The organism is Streptomyces sp. NPDC014991 (genome assembly GCF_043080665.1).
Classification (GTDB): domain Bacteria; phylum Actinomycetota; class Actinomycetes; order Streptomycetales; family Streptomycetaceae; genus Streptomyces.
Genome location: NZ_JBIBVY010000002.1, coordinates 252,038 through 276,380, shown reverse-complemented (window position 1 = coordinate 276,380; position 24,343 = coordinate 252,038). Strand labels below are relative to the sequence as shown.

Sequence of the window (24,343 nt, the reverse complement as noted above, 5' to 3'; positions counted from 1 at the left end):
GCGGGTGACGCTACTCCCCGGGCGTCGCGTCACTCGTGTGGGAGGGGGCGGGTGTCCGGGGTGATCTGGGCGCCGGGCGTGGCGCGGACGATGGTGATGAGCCGGTCCGTCAGCTGGAGGGTGCCCAGGGAGGGATCGTCGTAGCCGAGCACGCGGTGTCCGCGGACGACGCTGACCACGAGATCGTCCGTCTCCCGCGGCTTCCTGCCCACCTCGCCGCGGACGACCGGCCGTTCCACGATGTCCAGCCCGCTGCCCTGCTGGATCAGGTCCTCCATCACCATGCCGGCGGCGGGACTGAGCACGGAGAGCCCCAGCAGCCGGCCGGCCGCGCTGGCGCTGGTGATGACCGCGTCCGCTCCGGACTGCTTGAGCAGCGGGGCGTTCTCCTCCTCGCGCACCGCGGCCACGATCTTGGCGCCCCGGTTGAGCTGGCGGGCGGTCAGCGTGACGAGGACGGAGGTGTCGTCGCGCTGCGGGGCGATGATGATCTGCCGGGCCCGGTGCACCTCGGCCCGTCGGAGCACGTCACTGCGGGTGGCGTCGCCCATGACGCCGGCGTAGCCCTCGGCGGTGGCCGCCTCGATCGCCTTGGCGCTGGGGTCGACGACGACCACCTGCTCCTTCCTCAGTCCGGTCGCGCAGACGGTCTGGACGGCCGACCGTCCCTTCGTACCGAAGCCGACGACGACGGTGTGGTCGCGCAAGGTGGACCTCCAGCGGTTCAGGCGCCATTCCTCACGGGTGCGTTCGGTGAGGACCTCCAGCGTGGTGCCGACCAGGATGATCAGGAACAACACGCGCAGGGGTGTGATCACGAAGATGTTGGTGAGCCGGGCGCCGTCGCTGACCGGGGTGATGTCCCCGTAGCCGGTGGTGGAGAGAGTGACGGTCGCGTAGTAGAACGCGTCGAGCAGATCCACCGAGCCGTCGGAGTTGTCGTGGTAGCCGTCGTGGTCGGCGTAGACGACGAACGCGGTGACGACCAGTACCAGCAGGGCCATGAACAGCCGCTCGACGACCTGGCGGATGGGCCGCTCCACCACTTTCCTCGGGAGTTTCACCCGTTGGGTCGTCAGATGTTCGCCCGCCTGGCGGGCGATGGCGTCATGGCCCGGAAGTTTCACGTGAAACACACCCCGATCCCGGCGGTGGCCCACGGCAGGTCCAGCAGCTCCGTCTCCTCACCCTGACGGGCCCCGCCCGGCGGTACGACGGCCAGCGCGTCGGCCGCGGCGATGCCACGGAGCATGGCCGGGCCGTTGTAGTGCAGCGGCACGGCATGGTCACCGCGCAGCACCACGGGGACGAGCCGGGTGTCGTACGGATGCCCCTGCACCGCCTCCCGGAGCGGCAGCGTGTACGGCTCGGGGGCGGGACGGGCGGCGAGGGTCCGCAGCAGCGGCTCGGCGAGCGTGAGCAGGCCGGAGACGGCCGCGAGCGGGTTGCCGGGCAGCCCGACGAGGTGCTGGTTCTCCTTGGTGCGCGCCAGCAGCATGGGGTGGCCGGGACGCACCTTGACGCCGTCGACGAGGAGTTCGGCGCCGATGCGTTCCAGGACCGGGTGGACGTGGTCGACGGGTCCCGCCGCGGTACCGCCCGTGGTGACGATGAGGTCGGCGCCGGAACCGGTGACCGCCTTGCGGAGAGCCCGGGCATCGTCACCGAGCCGGCGTACGGCGACGACCTCGGCGCCGAGCGCCCGCAGCCAGGGCGGCAGCATGGGGCCGAGCGCGTCCCGGATCAGCCCGTCGTGGGGGAGTCCCCCGGTCAGCAGCTCGTCACCGAGGACGAGGACCTCGGCCCGGGGACGGGGTACGGCGGTGACCGTGTCGTACCCGGCCGCCGCGGCCAGGCCCAGGACGGCCGGGGTGACCAGGGTGCCGACGGGCAGCAGCTGGTCGCCGCTGCGGCACTCCTGGCCGCGGGGGCGGATGTCCTGGCCGTGGAGCATTTCCCGGGTGGCGTGCAGGCGGCCCTGGGCGTCGGTACGGCCGTGTTCGGCGCGCAGGACGGCGGTCGTGTCGGTGGGTACACGGGCGCCGGTGGCGATGCGGACCGCCTCGCCGTCGGTCAGCGGGCCGGGCTGCGCGTGCCCGGCGAGCACGCCCTCGGCCCGTACCTGCCAGGGGCCGGGTCCGGCGACCGCCCAGCCGTCCATCGCCGAGGTGTCGAAGGAGGGCAGGTCGGTGAGCGCGTCGAGGGGAGCGGCCAGGACCAGTCCGAGGGCGTCACCGAGCGGGACGGAGACGGGGGTGCGGCGGGCACCGGCGGGGGCGGCTGCCGTGCCGTTCGGGGCGCAGGGGCGCGGGGCGCGGGCGGCGATCTCGCGGGCCCGGGGCCAGGCCGTGGCCCGGTGCCGCTCGGCGGGCCGTGCGCCGGACGGCTGCGGGGCCGGGGCGGGCGCGTGGCCCGCGCTGTCGTCCCCGGCTTCCCGGGGGGCTTCCCTCACGAGGGCCAGGGCCTCCTCGACGTCGAGGTCGTCGCTCTCCTCGGCGGATGCCTGCGCCCGGGTGCCGGGGGCGGTCATCCGGCGTCCGGGGCGCTCGGGCCCCCGCCGTTCTCTTCCTTGCCCCCGTCGCTCTCCTCTGCCCATCGCAGGGCCAGCGCGGCGGCCTTGCGGGCGGCCTCCGCTACGGCCTCGGGGCCGCCCCGGCCCTGGGCCGCGGCGTAACCGACGAGGAACGTGGTCAGCGGGGCGGCGGGCCGGGCCACGCCGTGCGCGGCGTCACGGGCCAGGTCGAGCAGGGCGCCGGTGTCGACGTCCAGGTCGATGCCCAGCTCGTCCTTGACTGCGGAGATCCATTCATCCAACACGTGCCCATGCTCCCTGATGCGTGCCCTGGCGTGGGCGATGTCGTCCCAGGTGTCGCAGTCGAAGGACGCCTGCGTGTCCGGGACGCGGGTGAGGCGGAGAGCGGCCGTCAGGCGGCGCAGGGGCAACCCGCAGAGGCCGTCGGGCGCGGCGGCGAGGGCGGTCAGCTCGCGGCGGAGCGTGGCGGTGCGGTAGGCGGCGACGAGCGGCTGCTCACGGCCGCCGGCGTCGGTGAGCAGCGCGCCGTCGGCGTCGGTGTCCTGAAGCGCAGTCAGCAGCCGCTGGACGGTGCCCTCTCGAAGGAACGGCAGGTCGGCGGAGAGGACGACGGTGTGCGCGGCGGCGGTGAGCCGGAGGCCGGCCTCCAGCGCGGCGACCGGTCCCCCGCCGGACGGCTCCTCGCGCGCCCAGCGCACCGGCCGGGCGGTGGGCCGGGGCGCGGCCACCACCACGGTCGTCCGGGCACCCGCGCAGGCCGCGAGCACCCGGTCGAGGAGCGTACGGCCACCGACTCGGAGTCCGGGCTTGTCGGCCCCGCCGAGCCGCCGGGCGGCACCGCCGGCCAGCACGACGGCGTCGTACGGCGTGGGCGTCCCGGGGACGGCGGGGGCGGTGTCGGTCACCCTCCGAGTATGTCCTGCCGGCCTCTCCTTCCGGTGTTGGCGTACGTCACAGCGTGCGCGTGCACCTCGCGCAGGGTGCGTTCACGTCTCTCGCGGGGTGTGCTTCCGAGGCGCGCTCACAGGGTGCGCAGCAGTACCGCCGGCTGTTCCACGCAGTCCGCCACGTACCGCAGGAAACCGCCCGCCGTACCGCCGTCGCACACCCGGTGGTCGAAGGTGAGCGAGAGCTGCACGACCTGGCGGACGGCCAGCTCGCCGTCGTGCACCCACGGCTTGGCGACGATGCGGCCGACGCCGAGCATGGCCGCCTCGGGGTGGTTGATGATCGGGGTGGATCCGTCGACGCCGAACACCCCGTAGTTGTTCAGCGTGAAGGTGCCGCCGGTGAGTTCCCCGGGTGTGAGCTTCCCCGCGCGGGCCGCTTCGGTGAGCCGGGCGAACTCGGCGGTCAGCGATTCGGCGTCACGCGCGTGGGCGTCCCGGACGACCGGTACGACCAGTCCGCGTTCGGTCTGGGCGGCGAACCCGAGGTGGACCCGGTCGAGCCGGACGACCTCGCGGGCGTCGGTGTCGACGAAGGAGTTCAGCTCGGGGAACCGGGCCAGGGCCGCCGTACTGATGCGGGCGAGCAGCGCGAGGAGGGAGATCTTCGGACCCCCGGCCGCGTTGACCACCGCGCGGGCGCGCAGCAACTCGGTCGCGTCGGCGTCGACCCAGCAGGTCGCGTCCGGGATCTCCCGGCGGCTGCGGGAGAGCTTGTCCGCGACGGCACCGCGCACTCCCTTGAGCGGGACGCGGACCTGGCCCTCGGCCGGGGCCGCGACGGGCGCCCGCACGGCCGTCTCCTCGGCCGCCGGTGCCTGCGCGGCCTTGGCCCGCAGCACGTCCTCGACGTCCGCGCGCAGGATGAGCCCGTCCGGCCCCGAGCCGGCCAGCTGCCGCAGGTCCACACCGTTGTCACGGGCGAGCCGGCGCACGAGGGGCGAGATCACGGGGACCGGTCCGTCGGCGGACGCGGGGGACGGGGCGGGTGGCGGTGCGAGGGCCTGTGCCGGTGCCGGCGGGGAGGCCGGTACCGGTGCCGTCGCGTTCACGAGCGCGTGGGCGCCCGGCGCGGCGTTCCCGTGCACTGCCGCCGACCTGTTGCGGGCCCCCTGCCCAGGACCGGCGCCCTGGCCTGGGCCTGCGCCCTGGCCGTTTCCGGTCGCCGTACCGGCCGTCGCCTCGCCGGGTGCCACCGTCCCGGTCGTCGCCGTCCCGGTGGTCGCCGTCCTGACCCGGCGCCTCCGGGCAGCCGGTGCCTGGGTGCCGTAGCCGACCAGGACGTTTCCGGAGCCCTCGGGCTCCGCCGTCGGTTCGCCCACGGCCACCGTCAGCAGCGGGGCGCCGACGGGCAGTTCGGTGCCCTCCTCACCGAAGCGGGCGGTGACCACGCCACCGTAGGGGCAGGGCACCTCGACCATCGCCTTGGCCGTCTCGACCTCGACCACGGGCTGGTCGACGACGACCACGTCACCGACCTGGACCAGCCAGCGGACGACCTCCGCCTCGGTGAGCCCCTCACCGAGGTCCGGCAGTCTGAATTCCAGCACCTGAGCCATCAGCCCTCGGCCTCCCACTGCAGCCGGGCCACGGCGTCCAGAATGCGGTCGACGCCGGGCAGGTGGTGCCGCTCGAGCATGGGCGGCGGATACGGGATGTCGAACCCGGCCACGCGCAGCACCGGCGCCTCCAGGTGGTGGAAGCAGCGCTCGGTGATCCGGGCCGCGATCTCGCCGCCCGGCCCGCCGAACCCGGTGGCCTCGTGCACGACGACCGCGCGTCCGGTGCGCCGGACGGCCGCGCAGACCGTCTCGTCGTCGAACGGCACCAGGGAACGCAGGTCGACGACCTCCAGGTCCCAGCCCTCGGCCCGGGCGGCCTCGGCCGCCTCCAGGCAGACCGGGAGCGAGGGGCCGTAGGTGATGAGCGTGGCGGTGCGGCCGGACCTCCGGACCACGGCCCGGCCGATGGGTTCGACGTCCGTGGGCTGCTCGGGATTCCAGGCGTCCTTCGACCAGTACAGCCGCTTGGGCTCCAGGAAGACGACCGGGTCGTCGGAGGCGATGGACCGGCGCAGCAGTCCGTAGGCGTCGGCGACGGTCGCGGGCGTGACGACGTGCAGGCCCGGGGTCGCCATGTAGTAGGCCTCGGAGGAGTCGCTGTGATGCTCGACGCCGCCGATGCCGCCGCCGTACGGGACGCGGACGGTGATCGGCAGGGGCATCCTGCCCCGGGTGCGGTTGCGCATCCGGGAGACATGGCTGATCAGCTGCTCGAACGCCGGGTAGGCGAAGGCGTCGAACTGCATCTCCACCACGGGCCGCAGGCCGTACATGGCCATGCCCACGGCGGTGCCGAGGATGCCGGCCTCGGCGAGCGGGGTGTCGGTGCAGCGGTCCTCGCCGAACTCCTTGGCGAGCCCGTCGGTGACCCGGAACACTCCGCCGAGGGTGCCGACGTCCTCGCCCATGACGTGCACGGCCGGGTCGGCCGCCATCGCGTCGCGCATCGCGCGCGTGAGGGCCTGCGCCATGGTGGCGGGCTTGACGGCGACGGTGGTCATCGGGCGCCGCCTTCCCGCGCGTCGTGCTCGCCGTGCTGCTCCTGCTCGGCCTCCAGCTCGGCCCGCAACTGGGCGCGCTGCTCCCGCAGCTGTGCGGTGCTCTCGGCGTGGACGTGGTCGAAGAGGTCCATGGGCTGGAGCTCGGGGTCCCGGTTCATGCGCTCTCGCAGATCGGCGGCCATCGTCTCGGCGTCCTGCCGGGCGGCCTCGATCCCGGCCTCGTCGAGCAGCCCGCGTGTGGTCAGCTCACGCTCCAGCAGCTGGAGCGGATCGTGCGCCCGCCAGGCCTCGACCTCGGCGTCGCCGCGGTAGCGGGTGGCGTCGTCGGCGTTGGTGTGGGCGTCGATGCGGTACGTCACCGCTTCCACCAGGGTCGGACCACCGCCCGCGCGCGCGTGCCGTACGGCGTCGCTGAGGACCTCGTGCACGGCCGCGGCGTCGTTGCCGTCGACCAGCCGGCCCGGCATGCCGTACCCGACGGCCTTGTGGGCCAGGGAGGGCGCGGCGGTCTGCTTGGCGAGCGGGACGGAGATGGCGAAGCCGTTGTTCTGCACCAGGAAGACGACCGGTGCCTGCCAGACGGCGGCGAAGTTCATCGCCTCGTGGAAGTCGCCCTCGCTGGTGCCGCCGTCGCCGACCATGGCGAGCGCGACCACGTCGTCGCCCTTGAGCCGGGCGGCGTGGGCCAGGCCGACGGCGTGCGGCAGCTGGGTGGCGAGCGGGGTGCTGAGCGGGGCCACCCGGTGGGTCCGGGGGTCGTAGCCGTTGTGCCAGTCGCCGCGCAGCAGGGTGAGCACCTCCACGGGGTCCACGCCGCGGGCGACGACGGCGAGCGTGTCGCGGTAGCTCGGGAAGAGCCAGTCGCGCTCCTCCAGCGCCAGCGCGGCGGCGATCTCGCAGGCCTCCTGACCGGTGGTGGACGGGTAGACGGCGAGCCGGCCCTGTTTGGTCAGCGCGGTGGCCTGCGTGTTGTAACGCCGCCCGCGCACCAGCTGGGCGTACAGCCGGCGCAGCAGGTCCGGGTCGGCCTTTCCGGCCGCCTCGGTGCCGAGGACGCGGTAGGGCTCGGCGTCGGGCAGCAGCGGCGCGGGGTCCATACGGGGCTGCCAGGCGGGCGGCGGCGAAGGCCGGTACGCGCCCCGCTGCTCCAGAACCGTCATGACGGCACCTCCTCGTGGGAGCGGCTACGGGAGGCGTGTCGGATGTGACCCGCCTCACCAACCGATTGTTCGGTCGTCGACGCATTTTGGCTACAGGCGCCGCCAGGCTGTGGACAAACGGTTCTGCACAGCCTGCAATGAACGCAGGACGTCCACGGTGACCGAGCGGGGGGACATGGGACCTGAACAAATGGCCGACGGGCCGCAGGACGGTGCCCTGCTGCCGCCCCGCCCGCTGGACGCCATCGACCAGGACATCCTGAAGATCCTGCAGGCCGACGGCCGGGCCTCGATACGGTCCGTCGCCGAACGCGTCCACGTCTCCCGCGCCAACGCGTACGCGCGCATCAACCGGCTCGTCGAGGACGGGGTCATCCGGGGCTTCAGCGCGCGCGTGGACCACGAGCGCGCGGGCCACGGCACGTCGGCGTACATCACCCTGAAGATCGTCCAGAACTCCTGGCGCACGGTCCGCGAGCAGCTCAGGCTGCTGCCCGGCGCCTCCCACATCGCGCTGGTGGGCGGTGACTTCGATGTGCTGCTGCTGGTGCACACGCCCGACAACAAGGCGCTGCGTGAGCTGGTGCTCACCCGGCTCCAGGCGATCCCCGAGGTGCTCAGCACCCGCACGTTGCTGGTCTTCGAGGAGGAGGACCTGGAGCCGGACGGCTGAGGTCAGCTCCGGCGCAGTCCCGAGAACACCAGACGGACGACGGCGTCGGACACGTCGCGGGCGCTCGCGCCCCGCGGGTCCGGCCGGTACCACTCCACGATCGAGTTGATCATCCCGAAGACCAGCCGGGTGGCCAGGCGGACCTCCACGTCGCCGCCCACGTCCCCCTCGGCGGCGGCCGCCTTGAGCAGCTCGGCGACCCGGTGGTCGAAGTCGCGGCGGCGCTCCAGCGCCCACCGCTCGGTGGCGGTGTTGCCGCGCACGCGCAGCAGCAGCGTCACGTAGGGCAGCTCGGCTATGAGCACCTCGACCATGCGGCGTACGACGTGTTCCAGCCGGTCGGCGGGGCGCCCCACGCGCGCGTGCTCCTCGTCCAGGATGGCGAACAGGCCGTCCAGGGCGCGGCTGACGGCGCGGCGCAACAGTTCCTCCTTGCCGCTGACGTGGTGGTAGATCGACGACTTGGAGATACCGGCCGCCTTGGAGAGGTGCTCCATGGAGGTGCCGTCGTAGCCGCGCTCGTTGAAGATGCGGACGGCGACGGCGAGCAGCGTCTCGGGAGTGTAGGTGTCGCGCCTGGCCGTGGTCATGAGGTGCCCTCCCGCTTGTCGATGGCATACGCGTGGCGGTACAGCGCCAGGGAGGGCGCATAGCGTCCGGAGGGGTCGCGGTCGTGCATCTCGTACAGGATGCCGAAGGCGAAGCGGGAGCCTAGCCTGCGGTCCCACTCGAAGGGGCCGAGCGGGTAGTTGACGCCCAGGCGCATCGCGGTGTCGACGTCCTCCTCGGTTGCCACCCCCTTGGCGACGGCGTCGTGGGCGAGGTCGATGATCCGGGCGACCGTGCGGGCGACGATCAGGCCGGGCACGTCGCCGATGACGCTGACCTCCTTGCCGAGTGCCTGGAACAGGCCGGTGGCCTCGGCGAGGGCCTGCGGCGAGGTGTCCTGGGAGGCGGAGAGGGCGATGCGGGTGGCCGTGCGGTAGTCCAGGGCGAGGTCGAAGTGGACGACGTCGCGGGACTCCACGGAGGTCCGGCCGTCGGCGAGGACCAGCCGGCCGCCGCCGGGGAGCACCAGGCGGGTGCCGTCGTAGGCGTCCTCCGCCCGGACCTCGATGCCCGCCTCGCGGATCAGCGGGATGAGCCCGCCCGCCGGGCCCAGGCCGCCCTCGACGACGACGTGGGCGGGCGGCTGCTCCCTGTCCGCGGTGTGCGGCCGGGGCCGCTCGGCGCCCTCGGTGTGGTCGTACCAGCCGTGCCCGCTCTTGCGGCCGAGCCGACCGGACTCCACCAGCCGGCGCTGGGCCAGGGAGGGGGTGAAGCGCACGTCCTGGAAGAAGGACTGCCACACCGAGTGCGTGACGGATTCGTTGACGTCCTGGCCGATGAGGTCGGTCAGTTCGAACGCGCCCATCCGGAACCCGCCGCACTCGCGCAGGACCGCGTCGATGGTCGCGGGGTCGGCGGCCCGGGCCTCGTGGACCGCGAACGCCTCGGCGTAGAACGGCCGGGCGATGCGGTTGACGATGAAGCCCGGGGTGTCCGCGCAGGCCACCGGGGTCTTGCCCCAGGCGCGGGCGGTCTCGTACGCGCGCGTGGCCGACGTGACGCCGGTGGCGGCCCCGGAGACCACCTCGACCAGTGGCAGCAGCGGTGCCGGGTTGAAGAAGTGCAGGCCGACGAAGCGCCCGGGGTGGCGCAGGGCGCCGCCGACGGCCGTCACCGACAGCGAGGAGGTGTTGGTGGCGAGCAGGCAGTCTTCGGTGACGATGTCCTCCAGCTCGCCGAAGAGCCGCTGTTTGACGTCGAGCCGCTCCAGGACGGCCTCCACGACGAGCGCGCAGTCGGCCAGCTCCGTGAGGCTGTCCGCGGGCCGGAGGCGGGCACGGGCCGCGTCCCGGCCGGCGTCGGTGAGCCGCCCCTTGGCCACCAGCCGGTCGAGGCGTGCGCCGATCGCGTCGGCCGCGTCCCGGGCGCGTCCGGGGACGGCGTCGTACAGCCGCACGGGGTGGCCGGCGACCAGCGCGACCTGGGCGATTCCCTGGCCCATGGTGCCGGTGCCGACGACGGCCACGGGGCTGCTGAGGTCGATTGCTGTCATGTGCGCGATCCTCCCGCACGGGGTTTTCCACAGATGCGGCGGACCCCCTTGTCCCGACCGATCGTTCGGTTACTCTAGCTCTGACTGCCCCATCCCGCTGCTCTTTCTGCCAGGTCGTGAACTCGACGAAGAGTTCTCCAGACGAGGAGTTGGTCCCGCATGGCCGCCGAACTGACCGCGCACGAGTTGACCGCGAAGCACCGGCCCACTCTCGACCAGGCCCTGGAAACGATCCGCACGCGCGCGTACTGGTCCCCGCACCCCGAGCACCCCAAGGCCTACGGCGAGCACGGCAGCCTGGACGCGGCGGCGGGCAAGGCCGCCTTCGACGCCCTGCTGGGCACCCGCCTGGACCTCGGCCAGCCCGGTACGGACGACTGGGTGGGCGGTGAGGTCTCGCCGTACGGCGTCGAGCTGGGTGTGACCTACCCGCACGCGGACATCGACGTGCTGCTGCCCGCCATGCGGGCCGGACAGCGGGCGTGGCGGGACGCGGGCCCGGAGGTGCGGGCTGTGGTCTGCCTGGAGATCCTCAAGCGGATCAGCGACCGGACGCACGAGTTCGCGCACGCGGTGATGCACACCAGCGGTCAGGCGTTCATGATGGCGTTCCAGGCGGGCGGCCCGCACGCCCAGGACCGCGGTCTGGAGGCGGTGGCGTACGCCTTCGCGGAGCAGGTCCGCACGCCCGGCACGGCGGAGTGGAGCAAGCCGCAGGGCAAGCGGGACCCGCTGACCCTCACCAAGCGGTTCACCCCGGTCCCGCGCGGCATCGGCCTGGTCATCGGCTGCAACACCTTCCCCACCTGGAACGGCTACCCGGGCCTGTTCGCGTCCCTGGCCACCGGCAACGCGGTCCTGGTCAAGCCGCACCCGCGCGCGGTGCTGCCGCTCGCGCTGACCGTGCAGGTCGCCCGGGACGTGCTGGCCGGGGCCGGCTTCGACCCGAACCTGGTCGCGCTGGCCGCCGAGCGCCCCGGCGAGGGCATCGCCAAGACCCTCGCCACCCGTCCCGAGATCAGGATCATCGACTACACCGGGTCGACCTCCTTCGGCGACTGGCTGGAGACCAACGCCCACCAGGCGCAGGTCTACACGGAGAAGGCCGGCGTCAACACGGTGATCGTGCACTCCACGGACGACTACAAGGGCATGCTGTCCAACCTGGCGTTCTCGCTGTCGCTCTACAGCGGCCAGATGTGCACCACCCCGCAGAACCTGCTGATCCCCCGGGACGGCATCACCACCGACCAGGGCCCCAGGACCTTCGACGAGGTCACCGCCGACCTCGCGCGGGCCATCGACGGCCTGCTCGGTGACGACGCCCGCGCGAACGCCCTGCTCGGCGCGATCGTCAACCCCGATGTCAAGGCCCGTCTCGAGGCAGCGGCCGGTCTCGGCGAGGTCGCCCTGGCCTCCCGCGAGATCACCAACCCGGAGTTCCCGGGCGCCGTGGTCCGCACCCCGGTCGTCGTGAAGCTCGACGGCGCCAAGCCGGACGACGAGGCGGCCTACATGAGCGAGTGCTTCGGCCCCGTCTCCTTCGCCGTCGCCGTCGACTCGGTGACGGACGCGGTCCAGTTGCTGCGCCGCACGGTCCGGGAGAAGGGCGCGATGACGGTCGGCGCCTACACCACCGACGCCGCTACCGAGCGCGCCGTCGAGGAGGTCTGCCTGGAGGAGGCGGCCCAGCTCTCCCTGAACCTGACCGGCGGGGTCTACGTCAACCAGACGGCCGCGTTCTCCGACTTCCACGGCTCGGGCGGCAACCCGGCGGCGAACGCGGCCCTGTGCGACGGCGCCTTCGTGGCCGGCCGCTTCCGGGTGGTGGAGGTCCGCCGGGAGGCGTAGGCACTCCTCCTCACCGGCCGGGTGCCGAGGGCCGTCGCAGCGGACGGGCGGCCCCGGGGGCGCCGCTCGCGCTCCAGTGGTACAGCGTCATCGCCACGCTGGTGGCCAGGTTGTAGCTGGAGACCTGGGGGCGCATCGGGAGGCGCAGGAGGTGGTCGGCGCGGGCCCGCAGCTCCGCGGAGAGACCGGTGCGTTCCGAGCCGAAGGCCAGGACGGCGTCGTCGGGCAGCCGGGTGCCGCGGATGTCCTCACCCTCCGGGTCGAGGGCGAACAACGGTCCGGCGGGCAGGTCGCCGACGTCGAGGTGTTCCACGGTGGTCGCGAAGTGCAGGCCCGCACCGCCGCGCACCACGGCCGGATGCCACGGGTCGAGCGTGCCCGTGGTGACGACACCGGTGGCCCCGAAGCCGGCGGCCAGCCGGATCACGGCACCGGCGTTGCCGAGGTTGCGGGGATTGTCCAGGACCACGACGGGCGCGGTGCGGGGCGTGCGGGCGAGTGCGGCCAGACCGGCCGCACGCGACGGCCGCACGGCCAGCGCGGCCACGCCGGTCGGATGCGGGCGCGGGACGAGGGCGGCGTACGCAGGCCCGGACACCTCCGTCAGCAGGCCGGCCAGCGTGTCCCGTACGTCCACGGCCAGTTCCTCGGCGAGGGCGAGTGCGGCCTCCCGGTCGGTGGTGACCGCGACCGGCACCTCGGCACCGAAGCGCAGCGCGTGCTTCAGGGCGTGGAAGCCGTCGAGCAGCACGGCGTCCTCCGCGTGCGCGCGCCAGCGGTCCAGGGGGCCGGTCATGCGGTGAACCCTACGCGGCCCGGCGTGGCCTCCTCCGGGGAGCGTGGCGGGGGGACCGTACGGCCGCCGCGCCGCACGAGCCGTCCACACGCGCGTCCCGCCACTCCGCCCAGTCGGCGCAGGAAGCCCGTCGGCAGGAACACCGCGTCCGCCGCGATCATCGCCAGCGAGAAGAACGGCAGCCCGAGGACGACCGCGATCACCGCGTGCTCGGTCATCATCAGCACCAGCAGGACGTTCTTGACCCGCCGGTTGAAGAGGGTGAACGGGAAGGCGACCTGCACCATGACGGTCCCGTAGGCCACGACCATCATGATCGTCCCGCTGGAGGACATCAGGTCGGCGAGTCCGGGCCAGGGCGAGAAGTAGTCCAGGTGGAGCGGGTAGTAGACGGCGGTGCCGTCCTGCCAGCGCGAGCCCTGGATCTTGTACCAGCCGGCCGTGGCGTAGATCAGACAGGCCTCCGCCATGATCACGGCCAGGGCTCCGTTGTGCAGGACGTTGCTGATGACGTCCAGCAGGATCCGGGGCTGGTCCCAGGCCTGTCGGCGGCCGGCGGCCCACCACAGGCCGAGCGCCGCCCAGGCTGTCCACAGCAGCGCGGGGATCAGCCAGCCGTTGTCGAAACGGCCGGTCAGCGTGACCGTGCCGAGCGCCGAGCCGAGCACCGCCCACAGCACCGGTCCCACCCGGTCGGCGGGCACGTCCTCGCCACGCGCGCGTGCCGCCTCGGCGCGGGCCGCGCGCCGCGCGTCGAGGGACCACACCTGGCCGCAGCGCGTGAACACCAGGTAGAAGGACATCAGGTGCAGCACGTTGTCACCGCCGTCGCCGACGAAGACGCTGCGGTTCTGGAGCGACAGCACGCCCACCATGAACAGCAGGGAGGCGGTCCGGGCGCGCCAGCCGAGCAGCAGGGCGGCGCTCGCGAGGATCGCCAGCGTGTAGCAGCACTCGAACCAGAGCCGGCCGTCGGACCACAGCAGTGCCGTGAACGCGTGGTTGTCCTCCGTCAGCCGCTTGGCGAGGTTCCAGCCCCACGGGCCGGTGGGGCCGTACAGCTCCTGGCGGTGGGGGAACTCGCGCAACAGGAAGAGCAGCCAGGTCAGCGAGAAGCCGATCCGGATCACGGCGCTCTGATAGGGGCCGAGGGCCGCCCCGGTGACCCGGGCGACACCACGTGACAGTGCCAGGGACAACTCGTTCACCGCACGCCTCCCGCCGCCTCGTCGGCCGTCAGGGACCACCAGGGCATCAGGCGGTGGACGGGCTTGTCGGAGACCCGCTCACGGCTCCACGCCGGCGGCTGGACATTGGTGGTGGTGGAACGGACCTGCACGCGCTGGATCACACCTTCCCGGCTGGTCGGATCGCTCCGGTACAGGCGCATCACCACGATCCGCCGCAAGTACTGCTCGGAGAGGGCGCCGCGCAGGCCCACGGGACGGTTGTCGGCGCCGTGCGTGGCCGCGAAGTAGTCCCAGGCCCGGCGCAGCTCGTTCTGCTGGGTGTGGCTGGGCACCAGGTTGCCGTCGATGGCGGCGCCGTCCTGGGCGGAGAGGTCGGTCCAGCCGGTGGTCCGCACGCCGCCGCCGTGCAGGCGCACCTGGGCACGCACCTGGACGGCGATGTTCTGCTGGAGCGGGTTCGGCGCGAACAGCTTCCAGTTCTGCTCGAACTCCGGATAGAGCCACTCCTCTATCGCCTTGCCGTGCTGCTTGGTCACCGTGTTGGCGGGCGCCAGGCTGAGGAACACCATCAGCACGTGCACGCAGGCGGCGACGGCGACCACCGCGAGCGCCAGCGCGGCGCCGACCTGGTAGCGGGGGGAGAGCGCGGCGACTCCGGTGCGGGGCGGGGGCGGCGGGTGCTGTGGCGGATCTTCCGGGAGACGCGTCCCGGCCGACCCGTCCGGGCCCTGCGGGCCCCGCGGGTCCTCGTCGTACGCGTCCATGTGGTCCCGTCCCCCGTCTCGGCTCATGCGGTCGGCTCGGTCGTCCCGCTCGGTCGGTTCGTCCGCTCGGTCATGCGTCCCGCTCGGTCGTACGCCCCGGTCGCCCGGCCCAGCGGTGCGCTGAGCGGGACGGCCCGGTGGCGTCGCGCCCGGCACAGGCGCCGCATGCCTCACGAGCGCCACGTCTCGGCGCTCGACGGAACGGTACTCAGCCCCGGGCACCGGGCGCAGCCCCGGGTACGGGCCCGGCACGGATGGTGCTCGCCACGCGGGGCGCGTCCGGCCCCGCCCAGCTCCGCCGCACGATGGGTTCCTGGCCCCGCCCAGGCCGGTCTCCGGCCTGCTCGTGGGTGTTGTCCACAGGCGGCCCGCCGAGTTTTCCACAGCGGTTGACACTCCGTGGCGGCCCGGCACACCATGGTTGCGCATGAACCGAACGATCGGTCGGGACAGGGTGGCGGCCCGATCGGGACAGTGCTCACCGCAGAGCCCGAGGTCAGGGGGACCACATGGCCACAGCAGCCGCGCAGCGCACGGTTCGTACGGAGGCGGACGGCGCCCGCACCGTCGACACGACGGCCTACCAGAGCGCTTTCGACGCGGCCGTGGCCGCCGACGAACGCATCGAACCGCGTGACTGGATGCCCGACGCCTACCGGGCGACGCTGGTCCGGCAGATCGCCCAGCACGCGCACTCCGAGATCATCGGCATGCAGCCGGAGGCCAACTGGATCACCCGCGCGCCCTCCCTGCGCCGCAAGGCGATCCTCATGGCCAAGGTCCAGGACGAGGCCGGCCACGGCCTGTATCTGTACAGCGCGGCCGAGACCCTCGGCACCAGCCGCGACGAGCTGCTCGGCAAACTGCACTCCGGCCGCCAGAAGTACTCCTCGATCTTCAACTACCCGACGCTGACCTGGGCCGACGTCGGCGCGATCGGCTGGCTGGTGGACGGCGCCGCCATCACCAACCAGGTCCCCCTGTGCCGCTGCTCCTACGGTCCGTACGCCCGCGCGATGGTGCGGATCTGCAAGGAGGAGTCCTTCCACCAGCGCCAGGGCTACGAGCTGCTCATGGCCCTGAGCAAGGGCACCCCCGAGCAGCACGCGATGGCGCAGGACGCGGTGGACCGCTGGTGGTGGCCGTCGCTGATGATGTTCGGCCCGCCCGACGACGAGTCCCAGCACTCCGCGCAGTCGATGGAGTGGAAGATCAAGCGTCACTCCAACGACGAGTTGCGCCAGCGCTTCGTCGACATCTGCGTTCCGCAGGCCGAGTCGCTGGGCCTCACCCTCCCCGACCCGGACCTGCGATGGAACGAGGAGCGGGGTCAGCACGACTTCGGCGCGATCGACTGGACCGAGTTCTGGGACGTCCTCAAGGGCAACGGCCCGTGCAACGACCAGCGGATCACCCAGCGCAGGCGCGCCCACGACGAGGGCGCATGGGTAAGGGAAGCGGCCGCGGCCTACGCGGCCAAGCACACCGGCAGCACCGGTGAGACAGGAGCGACGCGAGCATGAGCACCACCGACTGGCCCCTGTGGGAGGTCTTCGTGCGCTCCCGGCGCGGCCTCTCCCACACCCACGCCGGCAGCCTGCACGCCCCCGACGCCGAGCTGGCCCTGCGCAACGCCCGTGACCTGTACACCCGGCGTGGCGAGGGTGTCTCGATCTGGGTGGTGCCGGCCGCCGCGATCACCGCGTCGTCACCGGACGAGAAGGACCCGTTCTTCGAGCCGGCCGCCGACAAGCCCTACCGGCATCCGACCTTCTACGAGATCCCGGAAGGGGTGAAGCACCTGTGACCGCCACCGGACCCACCACCGTCCCGGTATCCCCCACCGGCCCGGCCGGCTTCCCGGTGACCGCCGCGCTCGCCCTAGGCGACGACGCCCTGGTGCTCTCCCACCGCCTCGGGGAGTGGGCCGGGCACGCCCCGGTCCTGGAGGAGGAGGTCGCCCTCGCCAACATCGCCCTGGATCTGCTCGGCCAGGCGCGGGTGCTGCTGTCACTCGCCGGCGACGAGGACGACCTGGCCTACCTCCGTGAGGAGCGCGCCTTCCGCAACCTCCAGCTGGTCGAGCAGCCGAACGGCGACTTCGCGCACACCATCGCCCGCCAGCTGTACTTCTCCGTCTACCAGCAGCTGCTCTACGGCGAACTGGCGACCGGTGACGGCCCCTTCGCACCGCTCGCCGCCAAGGCGGTCAAGGAGGTCGCCTACCACCGCGACCACGCCGAGCAGTGGACGCTGCGGCTCGGCGACGGCACGCAGACCAGCCACGAGCGGATGCAGCGGGCCTGCGACGCGCTGTGGCGGTTCACCGGGGAGTTGTTCCAGCCGGTGGAGGGCCTGGACACCGACTGGCCGGCGCTGGAGGCCCGCTGGCTCGAGTACGTCGGTGACGTGCTCGGCCGGGCCACCCTCACCGTCCCTCAGGGACCGCGCACCGGGGCCTGGGCGGCGGGCGCCGGCCGGCAGGGCCTGCACACCGAACCGTTCGGGCGGATGCTCGCCGAGATGCAGCACCTGCACCGCAGCCATCCGGGGGCGTCGTGGTGACCGCGACCGCCCTGGAGGCGGAGCTGCTGGAGCTGGCCGGCGCGGTGCCCGACCCGGAACTGCCCGTGCTCACCCTGCGCGAGCTGGGGGTGCTGCGCGCGGTGCGCGTGCACGGCGCGGACGCGGTGGACGTCGACCTGACCCCGACCTACACCGGCTGCCCGGCCGTCGAGGCGATGAGCCTCGACATCGAACGGGCCCTGCGCGCCCACGGCATGCGCGAGGTGACCGTCCGCACCGTGCTCACCCCCGCCTGGTCGACCGACGACATCACCCCCGAAGGTCGGCGCAAGCTCCGGGAGTTCGGCATCGCGCCCCCGCGCGTGCACGCCGCCTCCGGCCCGGTCCCGCTGGCGCTCGGCCCGACCCGCACGCACGGCACGGAGAGCACGACGGAGCCCGTCCGCTGCCCGCACTGTGCTTCGGCCGACACCGAGCTGCTGAGCCGGTTCTCCTCCACCGCCTGCAAGGCGCTGCGGCGCTGTCTGGCCTGCCGCGAACCGTTCGACCACTTCAAGGAGTTGTGATGGCACGCTTCCACCCGCTCCCGGTGGCCGCGGTCGACCCGCTCACCGACGACTCCGTCGCCCTCACCCTCAGCATCCCGCCCGGACTGCGCGAGGAGTACCGGCACCGGCCCGGCCAGCACCTCGCGCTGCGCCGCCGGGTCGACGGCACGGAGATCCGGCGCACCTACTCGATCTGCTCCCCCGCCCCCGACCCGGCCGGCGGTGGGCCGGACACCCTGCGGGTGGGGGTGCGGCTGGTCGAGGGCGGTGCCTTCTCCTCGTACGCCCTGAAGGAGATCGCCGTCGGTGACGAACTGGAGGTGATGACCCCGGCGGGCCGCTTCACCCTGGACCCGGCGCCGGGGCTGTACGCGGCGGTGGTCGGCGGCAGCGGCATCACCCCGGTGCTGTCCATCGTCACCACGCTGCTGGCACGCGAGCCGGCTGCCCGGTTCTGCCTGATACGCAGCGACCGCACGGCCGCCTCGACGATGTTCCTGGAAGAGGTCGCCGACCTGAAGGACCGCTACCCCGAACGGTTCCAGCTGGTGACCGTGCTCTCCCGGGAGGAGCAGCAGGCGGGTCTGCCCTCGGGCCGGCTCGACCGGGAGCGGCTGGCCGGGCTGCTGCCCGCGCTGCTGCCGGCGGAGCGGGTGGCGGGCTGGTTCCTGTGCGGGCCGTACGGGCTGGTGGAGGGCGCGGAGCGGGCACTGCGCGAGCTGGGCGTGGACCGGTCGCGGATCCACCAGGAGATCTTCCACGTGGACGCGGGGGCCGCCTCGGTGGTCACCGCGTCGGCGCCCGCGCACAGCACCGTCACCGCGCGGCTGGACGGACGCGGTGGCACCTGGCCGGTGCGGGAGGGCGAGTCGCTGCTGGAGACGGTGCTGCGCAACCGGTCCGACGCGCCCTACGCCTGCAAGGGCGGGGTGTGCGGGACGTGCCGGGCCTTCCTGGTCTCGGGCGAGGTCCGCATGGACCGAAACTTCGCGCTGGAGAAGGAGGAGACGGAGGCAGGGTACGTGCTGGCCTGTCAGTCGCATCCGCTGACGGAGAAGGTGGAGCTGGACTTCGACCGCTGACCGGCGCCCCACCACGACCGGACGACCCGTCGCACCGGAGCGAGGGCCGACCGCCCTCCGCACCGGAGCCCGGCCGACCAGCGCCGGTCCGCGGCCACCGCTGACGGGCCACCGCACCGCGCCCACGCCGGGCGGGCACCTGGAGCCTGCGCTGGCTCGTCCCGGCGGCGGCGTACGGGAGGACGGAGCAGGACCGGGCGGACCGGGCCCGGCCGGTTACAGGACGAAGCCCGGCTTGCCGTCGTCGGTGACCACCGGGCGCCCGGCGGCGTGCCAGTGCTGCATGCCGCCGTCGACGTTCACCGCGTCGATGCCCTGCTGGACCAGGTACATGGTCACCTGGGCCGAGCGGCCGCCCGAGCGGCAGATGACGTGGACGCGGCCGTCCTGCGGGGCGGCCTCGGTCAGCTCGCCGTACCGGGCCACGAACTCACTGATGGGGATGTGCAGCGCTCCCTGGGCGTGACCCGCCTGCCACTCGTCGTCCTCCCGGACGTCCAGCAGGAAGTCGCCGTCCTTGAGGTCGGTGACCGGGACCGTGGGCACACCAGCTCCGATATTCATGGCTCCGACGCTACCCGAAGGACTGCGTGGCCAGGGACGGTGCGACCCAGGAACGGTGCGGTCCGGAAGCCGCGGCGCCCAGGACGGCAGGGCTCACGCCTGCCCCAGCAGGTCCGCCAGCTTCGTCTCCCGCTCGGCGATGTCGGCGCGCAGCCGGCCCGCGATCTCGTCGAGCAGCCCGTCCGGGTCGTCCGGGGCGAGACGGAGCATGCCGGCGATCGCGCCCTCCTCCAGCTCGCGGGCGACGAGGGTGAGCAGTTCCTTGCGCTGGGCCAGCCACTCCAGGCGTGCGTACAGCTCCTCGGCGGGGCTCGGCCGCCGCTCGGGCGGCACCGGGCCGGCCGCCCACTCCGCGGCCAGCTCCCTGAGCAGCGTCGCGTCGCCGCGGGCGTAGGCGGCGTTGACCCGGGAGAGGAACTCCTCGCGCCGCTTGCGCTCCTCGTCCTCCTGCGCCAGGTCGGGGTGGGCCTTGCGGGCCAGCTCGCGGTAGAGCTTGCGGGCCTCCTCGCTGGGCCGTACACGCTGCGGGGGCCGCACCGCCTGGTCGGTGAGCATGGCGGCGGCCTCCGGGAACAGGCCGTCACCGTCCATCCAGCCGTGCAGCAGTTCCTCCACGCCCGGGATCGGCAGGACGTGGGCGCGGGCCTCCGCGGCCCGCCGGATGTCCTCGGGGTCCTGGGTGCGGGCGGCCTTCGCCTCGGCGATCTCCGCGTCGAGTTCCTCGATACGCAGATAGAGCGGGCCGAGGCGCTGCTCGTGCAGGCGGGAGAAGTTCTCGACCTCGACGCGGTAGGTCTCCACGGCGATCTCGAACTCGATCAACGCCTGCTCGGCGGCCCGTACGGCCTGTTCCAGCCGTTCCTCGGGACGCGGCGCCTGGGACTGATCGGCTTCCGGGGTCGTCACCCGCCCAGCGTAGCCGCTGCGCCCGGCGCGGACCGGCACGCACCGGGGGGCCGGGCCGGTCGGACCGCAACAGGGAACCACGCAGGTGCCCTTCCCCGCGGGAAGACAGCAGCCCACGGGAAGCCGCGGTGCCGCTGCCGCGGCGGTGCCGGCCCGCTCCCCTCACACCCCCGACTCGGCCGCGATCCGTCCCGCCCGGATGCCCGCGACCAGGTCGGCGTGGTCCGCCTCGGTGCGGTCGGCGTAGGCGACGGCGAAGCCGGCCACCGCCTCCTCCAGTTCCTCGTTCTTCCCGCAGTACCCGGCGATCAGCCGCGGGTCGGCGCTGTGGGAGTGGGCGCGGGCCAGCAGGGCGCCGGTCATACGGCCGTAGTCGTCGACCTGGTCGGCGGCGAGCGCGGCCGGGTCGACGCTGCCCTTGCGGTTGCGGAACTGCCGCACCTGGTACGGCCGCCCCGCCACGGTCGTCCAGCCCAGCAGAATGTCGCTGACCACCTGCATCCGCTTCTGTCCGAGGACCACCCGACGCCCCTCGTGCGCCACCGGTGGCGCCTCGAAACCGGCCGTGGCCAGGTGCGGTACGAGCGCGGACGGACGGGCCTCCTTGACCTGGAGCACCAGCGGCTCCCCGCGGTGGTCGAGGAGCAGCACGACGTACGACCGGGTACCGACGCTGCCGGTACCGACCACCCGGAAGGCCACGTCGTGGACCGCGTGCCGGGCGAGCAGCGGCTGCCGGTCCTCACCGAGGGTGCCGGCGTACGACTCCAGGGACGCGGCGACGGCTGCCGCTTCGGCGTCCGGGATCTCACGCAGGACCGGCGGCGCTTTCACGAACCGGCGTCCGCCGTCCGCCAGCGCCTCGGTCGACTTCGCCGCGAACCGGCCGCTGGTGTTGGCCCGCGCCTTCTCCGAGACCCGCTCCAGCGTGCCGAGCAGGTCGTGGGCGTCCGTGTGCGAGACCAGTTCCTCGTCGGCGATGGCGTTCCACGCGTCCAGGACGGGCAGGGCGGCCAGCAGCCGCATGGTGCGCCGGTAGGCGCCGGCGGCGTCCCGTGCCGCCGCGCGGCAGGTGTCCTCGTCGGCACCGGCCTCGCGCCCGGCGAGCACCAGGGAGGCCGCGAGCCGCTTCAGGTCCCACTCCCAGGGGCCGTGCACGGTCTCGTCGAAGTCGTTGAGGTCGATCACCAGGCCGCCGCGGGCGTCGCCGTACAGGCCGAAGTTGGCCGCGTGCGCGTCGCCGCAGATCTGGGTGCCGATCCCGGTCACCGGGGTGCGGGCCAGGTCGTACGCCATGAGTCCGGCCGAGCCGCGTAGGAAGGCGAACGGGGTGGCCGCCATCCGGCCCACCCGTATCGGGGTCAGCTCGGGCAGCCGCCCGGCGTTGGACTCGACCACCGCGCTCACCGCGTCGGGGCGGGCGGGGTCCGGGTCGAGGGTGCGGTGCGCGTCGCGCGGCACGCTCGCCCGCAGGGCCTTGCCCTCCTTCTTCGGCGAACCCTGCGGCGGCCACTGGGCGAACCCGCGCACCCGGGGCAGCCGGCGCGTGCCCCGGTCAGACCCGTCGGCTCCGTCCCCCACGACCACCACACCGGTTCCGGTCACCACGACCGCCTCCCCCGCACTCCCCGCACGCCCGCCGAACAGGCGTCGGTACGAACACCGACCCGGGGGAGACCGTACAACCGGTGACCGGAACGCGTCGGACGTACGCGAACGCACGATCCGGCCGGGGTGCGGGAAGGACGAGCGGCCGGTCTCCCGGGTTCCGCGACACCGAGGTGCCGTCTCCCCGCCACCGACGGGGCGGGCAGGCCCACGACCGACGCCTTCACGGTGACCCGGCACGGGGCGACCTGGCACCTCGGCGCCCCGCCCCGCCTCGCCTCGCAGGACGCCGGAACCTCGGCCACCGTGCCGACAGCCGCACCGGCCGCCTCCCTGAGCGGCCCGTGAGATAGCTCACCGGAGGGACCGGAACGATCGCGGTCCGTTCCCTGGCTGTGCGACGCCTCACACGCCACGGCACGACGATAAACGGGCCCCCACCGTGACGTCCGTCACCGGTGGAGACCCGTTTCATCGGTTCTCGTTGTGCGCGAGGGGGGAGTTGAACCCCCACGCCCTTGCGGGCACTGGAACCTGAATCCAGCGCGTCTGCCTATTCCGCCACCCGCGCATTGGGTGTGTCTTCCGTTTCCGGCCCTTGCGGGCTGGCCCCTTCCGACACGCAGAACATTAGCACGTGGGACGGGGTGGATTCACATCCCTTCCGGCCGCCCCCTGCCGCCGCTCCCGGGGGTCCGGTGCGGCGCGTCCGCGGCCGTCGCGCGGTGGCGCGCGTATCGAGGAGACGCTGTTCACGTATCAACCTCGTACCGGTCCCGGCCATCTCACCAGGAGACGGACCGGGTCCACAGCCGGGTGCGGGACACTGGTCTTCGCCCGCCTCTACGATCCATGCCAGCAGGACACGCGCCAGGAGTTCGAAGGGGAGCCGCTGGGGGAACCGGCTGATTGGCGGGCGCGTAGATACGATCAGTGAGCAGTACCGGCAGTACCCGGCAAGGCAGCGGCACAGAGCAGGGCAAGACAACGGCAGGGACGGAGGAGGTGCCCCATGGGAGTCCTGAAGAAGTTCGAGCAGCGTCTCGAAGGTCTGGTGAACGGCACCTTCGCCAAGGTCTTCAAGTCCGAGGTCCAGCCCGTGGAGATCGCCGGAGCGCTCCAGCGGGAGTGCGACAACAACGCCACCATCTGGAACCGTGACCGGACCGTCGTACCCAACGACTTCATCGTGGAGCTGAGCGCGCCCGACCACGAGCGCCTCAGCCCCTACTCCGGGCAGCTCGGCGACGAGCTGGCCGGGATGGTGCGCGACTACGCCAAGCAGCAGCGCTACACCTTCATGGGGCCGATCAAGGTCAACCTGGAGAAGGCCGAGGACCTGGACACCGGCCTGTACCGGGTGCGCTCGCGCACCCTCGCCTCCTCCAGCAACCAGCAGGGCCAGGCTCCCGCCGCACCGGCCGGGCGGCCCGGCCCCGCGGGCGCCGGCGTCCCGGGCGGCTACGGCCCCGCGCCCGCCGGACCGCCCCCGATGCCGGCCGCACCGCCGCCCGGCGCCCGCCCCGGCGGCTACGGCTACCCGCAGCCCGCCACCCAGCGACCCGCCGCCGCCCCGATGAGCGGCGCACGCACCCGCTACTGGATCGAGATCAACGGCACCCGCCACCAGATCTCCCGCCCGACGCTCGTCATGGGCCGCAGCACCGACGCCGACGTGCGGATCGACGACCCCGGCGTCTCACGCCGGCACTGCGAGATCCGGACCGGAACGCCCTCGACGATCCAGGATCTCGGCTCCACCAACGGCATCGTGGTGGACGGGCAGCACACCACCCGCGCTACGCTCCGCGACGGCTCGCGGATCGTCGTGGGCAGCACCACCGTTATCTATAGGCAAGCCGAAGGGTGAAGCGGGGGCAATGTCAGAGCTGACCCTCACGGTCATGCGGCTGGGTTTCCTGGCCGTACTGTGGCTGTTCGTGATCGTGGCCGTGCAGGTCATCCGGAGCGACCTGTTCGGTACGCGCGTCACTCAGCGCGGATCGCGTAGGGAGGCCGGGCGCCCGCAGCAGGCGGCCCCCCGGCCGCAGACCCGGCAGCAGGCCGCCGCGCCCCCGCCCCAGCGCGGGCAGCAGGGCGGCGGCAGGCGTGGGCGCAACGCCCCCTCCAAGCTGGTCGTGACCGAGGGCACCCTGACGGGTACCACCGTCGCTCTGCAGGGCCAGACCATCAGCCTGGGCCGGGCGCACGACTCCACCATCGTGCTGGACGACGACTACGCCTCCAGCCGCCATGCCAGGATCTACCCGGACCAGAACGGCCAGTGGATCATCGAGGATCTCGGCTCCACCAACGGCACGTATCTGGACCGGTCCCGGCTGACGACCCCCACACCGATCCCGCTGGGCGCGCCGATCCGCATCGGCAAGACCGCAATCGAGCTGCGGAAGTAGTGCTACGTCATGAGTAAGCGCGAGCGGAGCGAGCACGCAGCGGCAGGCCGCCACCCGGTCTCCGGCGCGCTCCCGACCGGAGGGTGGGCAGTGTGGCTCGACACGACCGGCTGTACC

General features: G+C 73.2%; 23 protein-coding genes and 1 tRNA gene. 9 read left to right on the top strand and 15 right to left on the bottom strand.

Annotated features, from left to right (window positions below; all coding sequences use genetic code 11):
* Positions 1-29 precede the first annotated feature (29 nt).
* From ACF1BE_RS05285 to pdhA, 6 genes are all read right to left on the bottom strand, one after another.
* Positions 30-1,127: a potassium channel family protein gene (locus ACF1BE_RS05285; protein ID WP_392197613.1), complete on the bottom strand. Its 1,098-nt coding sequence runs from the start codon at positions 1,125-1,127 to the stop codon at positions 30-32.
* Positions 1,124-2,530 (bottom strand): molybdopterin-binding protein, encoded by a 1,407-nt coding sequence (locus ACF1BE_RS05280; RefSeq protein ID WP_392197612.1) that lies wholly within the window; start codon positions 2,528-2,530, stop codon positions 1,124-1,126. The genes ACF1BE_RS05285 and ACF1BE_RS05280 overlap by 4 nt, the downstream gene beginning before the upstream one ends.
* Positions 2,527-3,438: an NTP transferase domain-containing protein gene (locus ACF1BE_RS05275; protein WP_392197611.1), complete on the bottom strand. Its 912-nt coding sequence runs from the start codon at positions 3,436-3,438 to the stop codon at positions 2,527-2,529. Before ACF1BE_RS05275 ends, ACF1BE_RS05280 begins: the two co-directional genes overlap by 4 nt.
* A gap of 116 nt (positions 3,439-3,554) precedes the next feature.
* A complete protein-coding gene (locus ACF1BE_RS05270; RefSeq protein WP_392197610.1) occupies positions 3,555-5,039 on the bottom strand; it encodes a dihydrolipoamide acetyltransferase family protein in 1,485 nt (494 codons plus the stop codon).
* The gene (locus ACF1BE_RS05265) at positions 5,039-6,043 is read right to left on the bottom strand and encodes an alpha-ketoacid dehydrogenase subunit beta (protein ID WP_392197609.1); all 1,005 of its coding nucleotides are present in this window, start codon (positions 6,041-6,043) and stop codon (positions 5,039-5,041) included. The genes ACF1BE_RS05270 and ACF1BE_RS05265 overlap by 1 nt, the downstream gene beginning before the upstream one ends.
* Positions 6,040-7,203 (bottom strand): pyruvate dehydrogenase (acetyl-transferring) E1 component subunit alpha, encoded by a 1,164-nt coding sequence (gene pdhA / locus ACF1BE_RS05260; protein ID WP_392197608.1) that lies wholly within the window; start codon positions 7,201-7,203, stop codon positions 6,040-6,042. Before pdhA ends, ACF1BE_RS05265 begins: the two co-directional genes overlap by 4 nt.
* A gap of 175 nt (positions 7,204-7,378) precedes the next feature.
* Here pdhA and ACF1BE_RS05255 point away from each other — a divergent pair, with 175 nt between their 5' ends.
* Positions 7,379-7,876, top strand: coding sequence for an Lrp/AsnC family transcriptional regulator (locus ACF1BE_RS05255; protein WP_392197607.1), 498 nt, complete (start codon positions 7,379-7,381; stop codon positions 7,874-7,876).
* Positions 7,877-7,878: 2 nt separating this feature from the next.
* Here ACF1BE_RS05255 and ACF1BE_RS05250 read toward each other — a convergent pair whose 3' ends face one another.
* Positions 7,879-8,466: a TetR/AcrR family transcriptional regulator gene (locus tag ACF1BE_RS05250; protein WP_392197606.1), complete on the bottom strand. Its 588-nt coding sequence runs from the start codon at positions 8,464-8,466 to the stop codon at positions 7,879-7,881.
* Positions 8,463-9,977 carry a 3-hydroxyacyl-CoA dehydrogenase gene (locus tag ACF1BE_RS05245; RefSeq protein WP_392197605.1) on the bottom strand — a complete coding sequence of 505 codons (1,515 nt, stop codon included), beginning with the start codon at positions 9,975-9,977 and terminating at the stop codon, positions 8,463-8,465. The genes ACF1BE_RS05250 and ACF1BE_RS05245 overlap by 4 nt, the downstream gene beginning before the upstream one ends.
* Before the next feature lie 159 nt (positions 9,978-10,136).
* Here ACF1BE_RS05245 and paaN point away from each other — a divergent pair, with 159 nt between their 5' ends.
* Positions 10,137-11,828 (top strand): phenylacetic acid degradation protein PaaN, encoded by a 1,692-nt coding sequence (gene paaN / locus ACF1BE_RS05240; RefSeq protein ID WP_392197604.1) that lies wholly within the window; start codon positions 10,137-10,139, stop codon positions 11,826-11,828.
* Positions 11,829-11,838: 10 nt separating this feature from the next.
* Here the strand turns inward: paaN and ACF1BE_RS05235 are convergent, their stop codons facing one another.
* The 3 genes from ACF1BE_RS05235 to ACF1BE_RS05225 are packed head-to-tail and all read right to left on the bottom strand — an operon-like array spanning position 11,839 to position 14,578.
* Complete coding sequence (locus ACF1BE_RS05235) at positions 11,839-12,624, bottom strand: TrmH family RNA methyltransferase (RefSeq protein WP_392197603.1); 786 nt, start codon at positions 12,622-12,624, stop codon at positions 11,839-11,841.
* Positions 12,621-13,832: an HTTM domain-containing protein gene (locus tag ACF1BE_RS05230; RefSeq protein WP_392197602.1), complete on the bottom strand. Its 1,212-nt coding sequence runs from the start codon at positions 13,830-13,832 to the stop codon at positions 12,621-12,623. The genes ACF1BE_RS05235 and ACF1BE_RS05230 overlap by 4 nt, the downstream gene beginning before the upstream one ends.
* Positions 13,829-14,578 carry a DUF5819 family protein gene (locus tag ACF1BE_RS05225; protein WP_392197836.1) on the bottom strand — a complete coding sequence of 250 codons (750 nt, stop codon included), beginning with the start codon at positions 14,576-14,578 and terminating at the stop codon, positions 13,829-13,831. Before ACF1BE_RS05225 ends, ACF1BE_RS05230 begins: the two co-directional genes overlap by 4 nt.
* Before the next feature lie 509 nt (positions 14,579-15,087).
* Here ACF1BE_RS05225 and paaA point away from each other — a divergent pair.
* From paaA to ACF1BE_RS05200, 5 genes are read left to right on the top strand one after another with little or no spacing between them, the layout of a single operon-like run.
* Positions 15,088-16,101 carry a 1,2-phenylacetyl-CoA epoxidase subunit PaaA gene (gene paaA, locus ACF1BE_RS05220; protein WP_392197601.1) on the top strand — a complete coding sequence of 338 codons (1,014 nt, stop codon included), beginning with the start codon at positions 15,088-15,090 and terminating at the stop codon, positions 16,099-16,101.
* Positions 16,098-16,385 (top strand): 1,2-phenylacetyl-CoA epoxidase subunit PaaB, encoded by a 288-nt coding sequence (gene paaB / locus ACF1BE_RS05215; RefSeq protein ID WP_014673816.1) that lies wholly within the window; start codon positions 16,098-16,100, stop codon positions 16,383-16,385. Before paaA ends, paaB begins: the two co-directional genes overlap by 4 nt.
* Before the next feature lie 56 nt (positions 16,386-16,441).
* Positions 16,442-17,143 (top strand): 1,2-phenylacetyl-CoA epoxidase subunit PaaC, encoded by a 702-nt coding sequence (gene paaC, locus ACF1BE_RS05210; protein ID WP_392197835.1) that lies wholly within the window; start codon positions 16,442-16,444, stop codon positions 17,141-17,143.
* Positions 17,137-17,670 (top strand): 1,2-phenylacetyl-CoA epoxidase subunit PaaD, encoded by a 534-nt coding sequence (gene paaD / locus ACF1BE_RS05205; RefSeq protein WP_392197600.1) that lies wholly within the window; start codon positions 17,137-17,139, stop codon positions 17,668-17,670. The genes paaC and paaD overlap by 7 nt, the downstream gene beginning before the upstream one ends.
* On the top strand, positions 17,670-18,734 hold the full coding sequence (locus ACF1BE_RS05200) for a 2Fe-2S iron-sulfur cluster-binding protein (RefSeq protein ID WP_392197599.1): 1,065 nt from the start codon (positions 17,670-17,672) through the stop codon (positions 18,732-18,734). The genes paaD and ACF1BE_RS05200 overlap by 1 nt, the downstream gene beginning before the upstream one ends.
* A gap of 216 nt (positions 18,735-18,950) precedes the next feature.
* Here the strand turns inward: ACF1BE_RS05200 and ACF1BE_RS05195 are convergent, their stop codons facing one another.
* The 4 genes from ACF1BE_RS05195 to ACF1BE_RS05180 all read right to left on the bottom strand — a co-directional run bounded on the left by ACF1BE_RS05195 (position 18,951) and on the right by ACF1BE_RS05180 (position 22,383).
* Positions 18,951-19,280, bottom strand: coding sequence for a rhodanese-like domain-containing protein (locus ACF1BE_RS05195; RefSeq protein ID WP_392197834.1), 330 nt, complete (start codon positions 19,278-19,280; stop codon positions 18,951-18,953).
* Between the two features lie 111 nt (positions 19,281-19,391).
* Positions 19,392-20,204, bottom strand: a complete 813-nt coding sequence (locus tag ACF1BE_RS05190; protein WP_392197598.1) for a hypothetical protein — start codon at positions 20,202-20,204, stop codon at positions 19,392-19,394.
* A 162-nt stretch (positions 20,205-20,366) separates the two neighbouring features.
* Complete coding sequence (locus ACF1BE_RS05185) at positions 20,367-21,809, bottom strand: DUF2252 domain-containing protein (RefSeq protein ID WP_392197833.1); 1,443 nt, start codon at positions 21,807-21,809, stop codon at positions 20,367-20,369.
* A 490-nt stretch (positions 21,810-22,299) separates the two neighbouring features.
* A tRNA-Leu gene (locus ACF1BE_RS05180) sits at positions 22,300-22,383 on the bottom strand.
* Between the two features lie 441 nt (positions 22,384-22,824).
* On the opposite strand from ACF1BE_RS05180, the gene ACF1BE_RS05175 reads away from it, so the two are divergent.
* Positions 22,825-23,682 (top strand): FhaA domain-containing protein, encoded by an 858-nt coding sequence (locus ACF1BE_RS05175; RefSeq protein WP_392197597.1) that lies wholly within the window; start codon positions 22,825-22,827, stop codon positions 23,680-23,682.
* Positions 23,683-23,692: 10 nt separating this feature from the next.
* Entirely contained in the window at positions 23,693-24,226 is a 534-nt protein-coding gene (locus ACF1BE_RS05170) for an FHA domain-containing protein (RefSeq protein WP_392197596.1), read from the top strand.
* The last annotated feature ends 117 nt before the right edge of the window (positions 24,227-24,343 follow it).

Coding starts and splice junctions, on each gene's coding strand:
- ACF1BE_RS05170 (WP_392197596.1), top strand. CDS start 23,693: ATGTCAGAGCTGACCCTCACGGTCATGCGGCTGGGTTTCCTGGCCGTA.
- ACF1BE_RS05270 (WP_392197610.1), bottom strand. CDS start 5,039: ATGGCTCAGGTGCTGGAATTCAGACTGCCGGACCTCGGTGAGGGGCTC.
- ACF1BE_RS05175 (WP_392197597.1), top strand. CDS start 22,825: ATGGGAGTCCTGAAGAAGTTCGAGCAGCGTCTCGAAGGTCTGGTGAAC.
- paaN (WP_392197604.1), top strand. CDS start 10,137: ATGGCCGCCGAACTGACCGCGCACGAGTTGACCGCGAAGCACCGGCCC.
- ACF1BE_RS05235 (WP_392197603.1), bottom strand. CDS start 12,624: ATGACCGGCCCCCTGGACCGCTGGCGCGCGCACGCGGAGGACGCCGTG.
- ACF1BE_RS05245 (WP_392197605.1), bottom strand. CDS start 9,977: ATGACAGCAATCGACCTCAGCAGCCCCGTGGCCGTCGTCGGCACCGGC.
- paaA (WP_392197601.1), top strand. CDS start 15,088: ATGGCCACAGCAGCCGCGCAGCGCACGGTTCGTACGGAGGCGGACGGC.
- ACF1BE_RS05225 (WP_392197836.1), bottom strand. CDS start 14,578: ATGGACGCGTACGACGAGGACCCGCGGGGCCCGCAGGGCCCGGACGGG.
- ACF1BE_RS05200 (WP_392197599.1), top strand. CDS start 17,670: ATGGCACGCTTCCACCCGCTCCCGGTGGCCGCGGTCGACCCGCTCACC.
- pdhA (WP_392197608.1), bottom strand. CDS start 7,203: ATGACGGTTCTGGAGCAGCGGGGCGCGTACCGGCCTTCGCCGCCGCCC.
- ACF1BE_RS05255 (WP_392197607.1), top strand. CDS start 7,379: ATGGGACCTGAACAAATGGCCGACGGGCCGCAGGACGGTGCCCTGCTG.
- paaB (WP_014673816.1), top strand. CDS start 16,098: ATGAGCACCACCGACTGGCCCCTGTGGGAGGTCTTCGTGCGCTCCCGG.
- ACF1BE_RS05280 (WP_392197612.1), bottom strand. CDS start 2,530: ATGACCGCCCCCGGCACCCGGGCGCAGGCATCCGCCGAGGAGAGCGAC.
- ACF1BE_RS05265 (WP_392197609.1), bottom strand. CDS start 6,043: ATGACCACCGTCGCCGTCAAGCCCGCCACCATGGCGCAGGCCCTCACG.
- ACF1BE_RS05250 (WP_392197606.1), bottom strand. CDS start 8,466: ATGACCACGGCCAGGCGCGACACCTACACTCCCGAGACGCTGCTCGCC.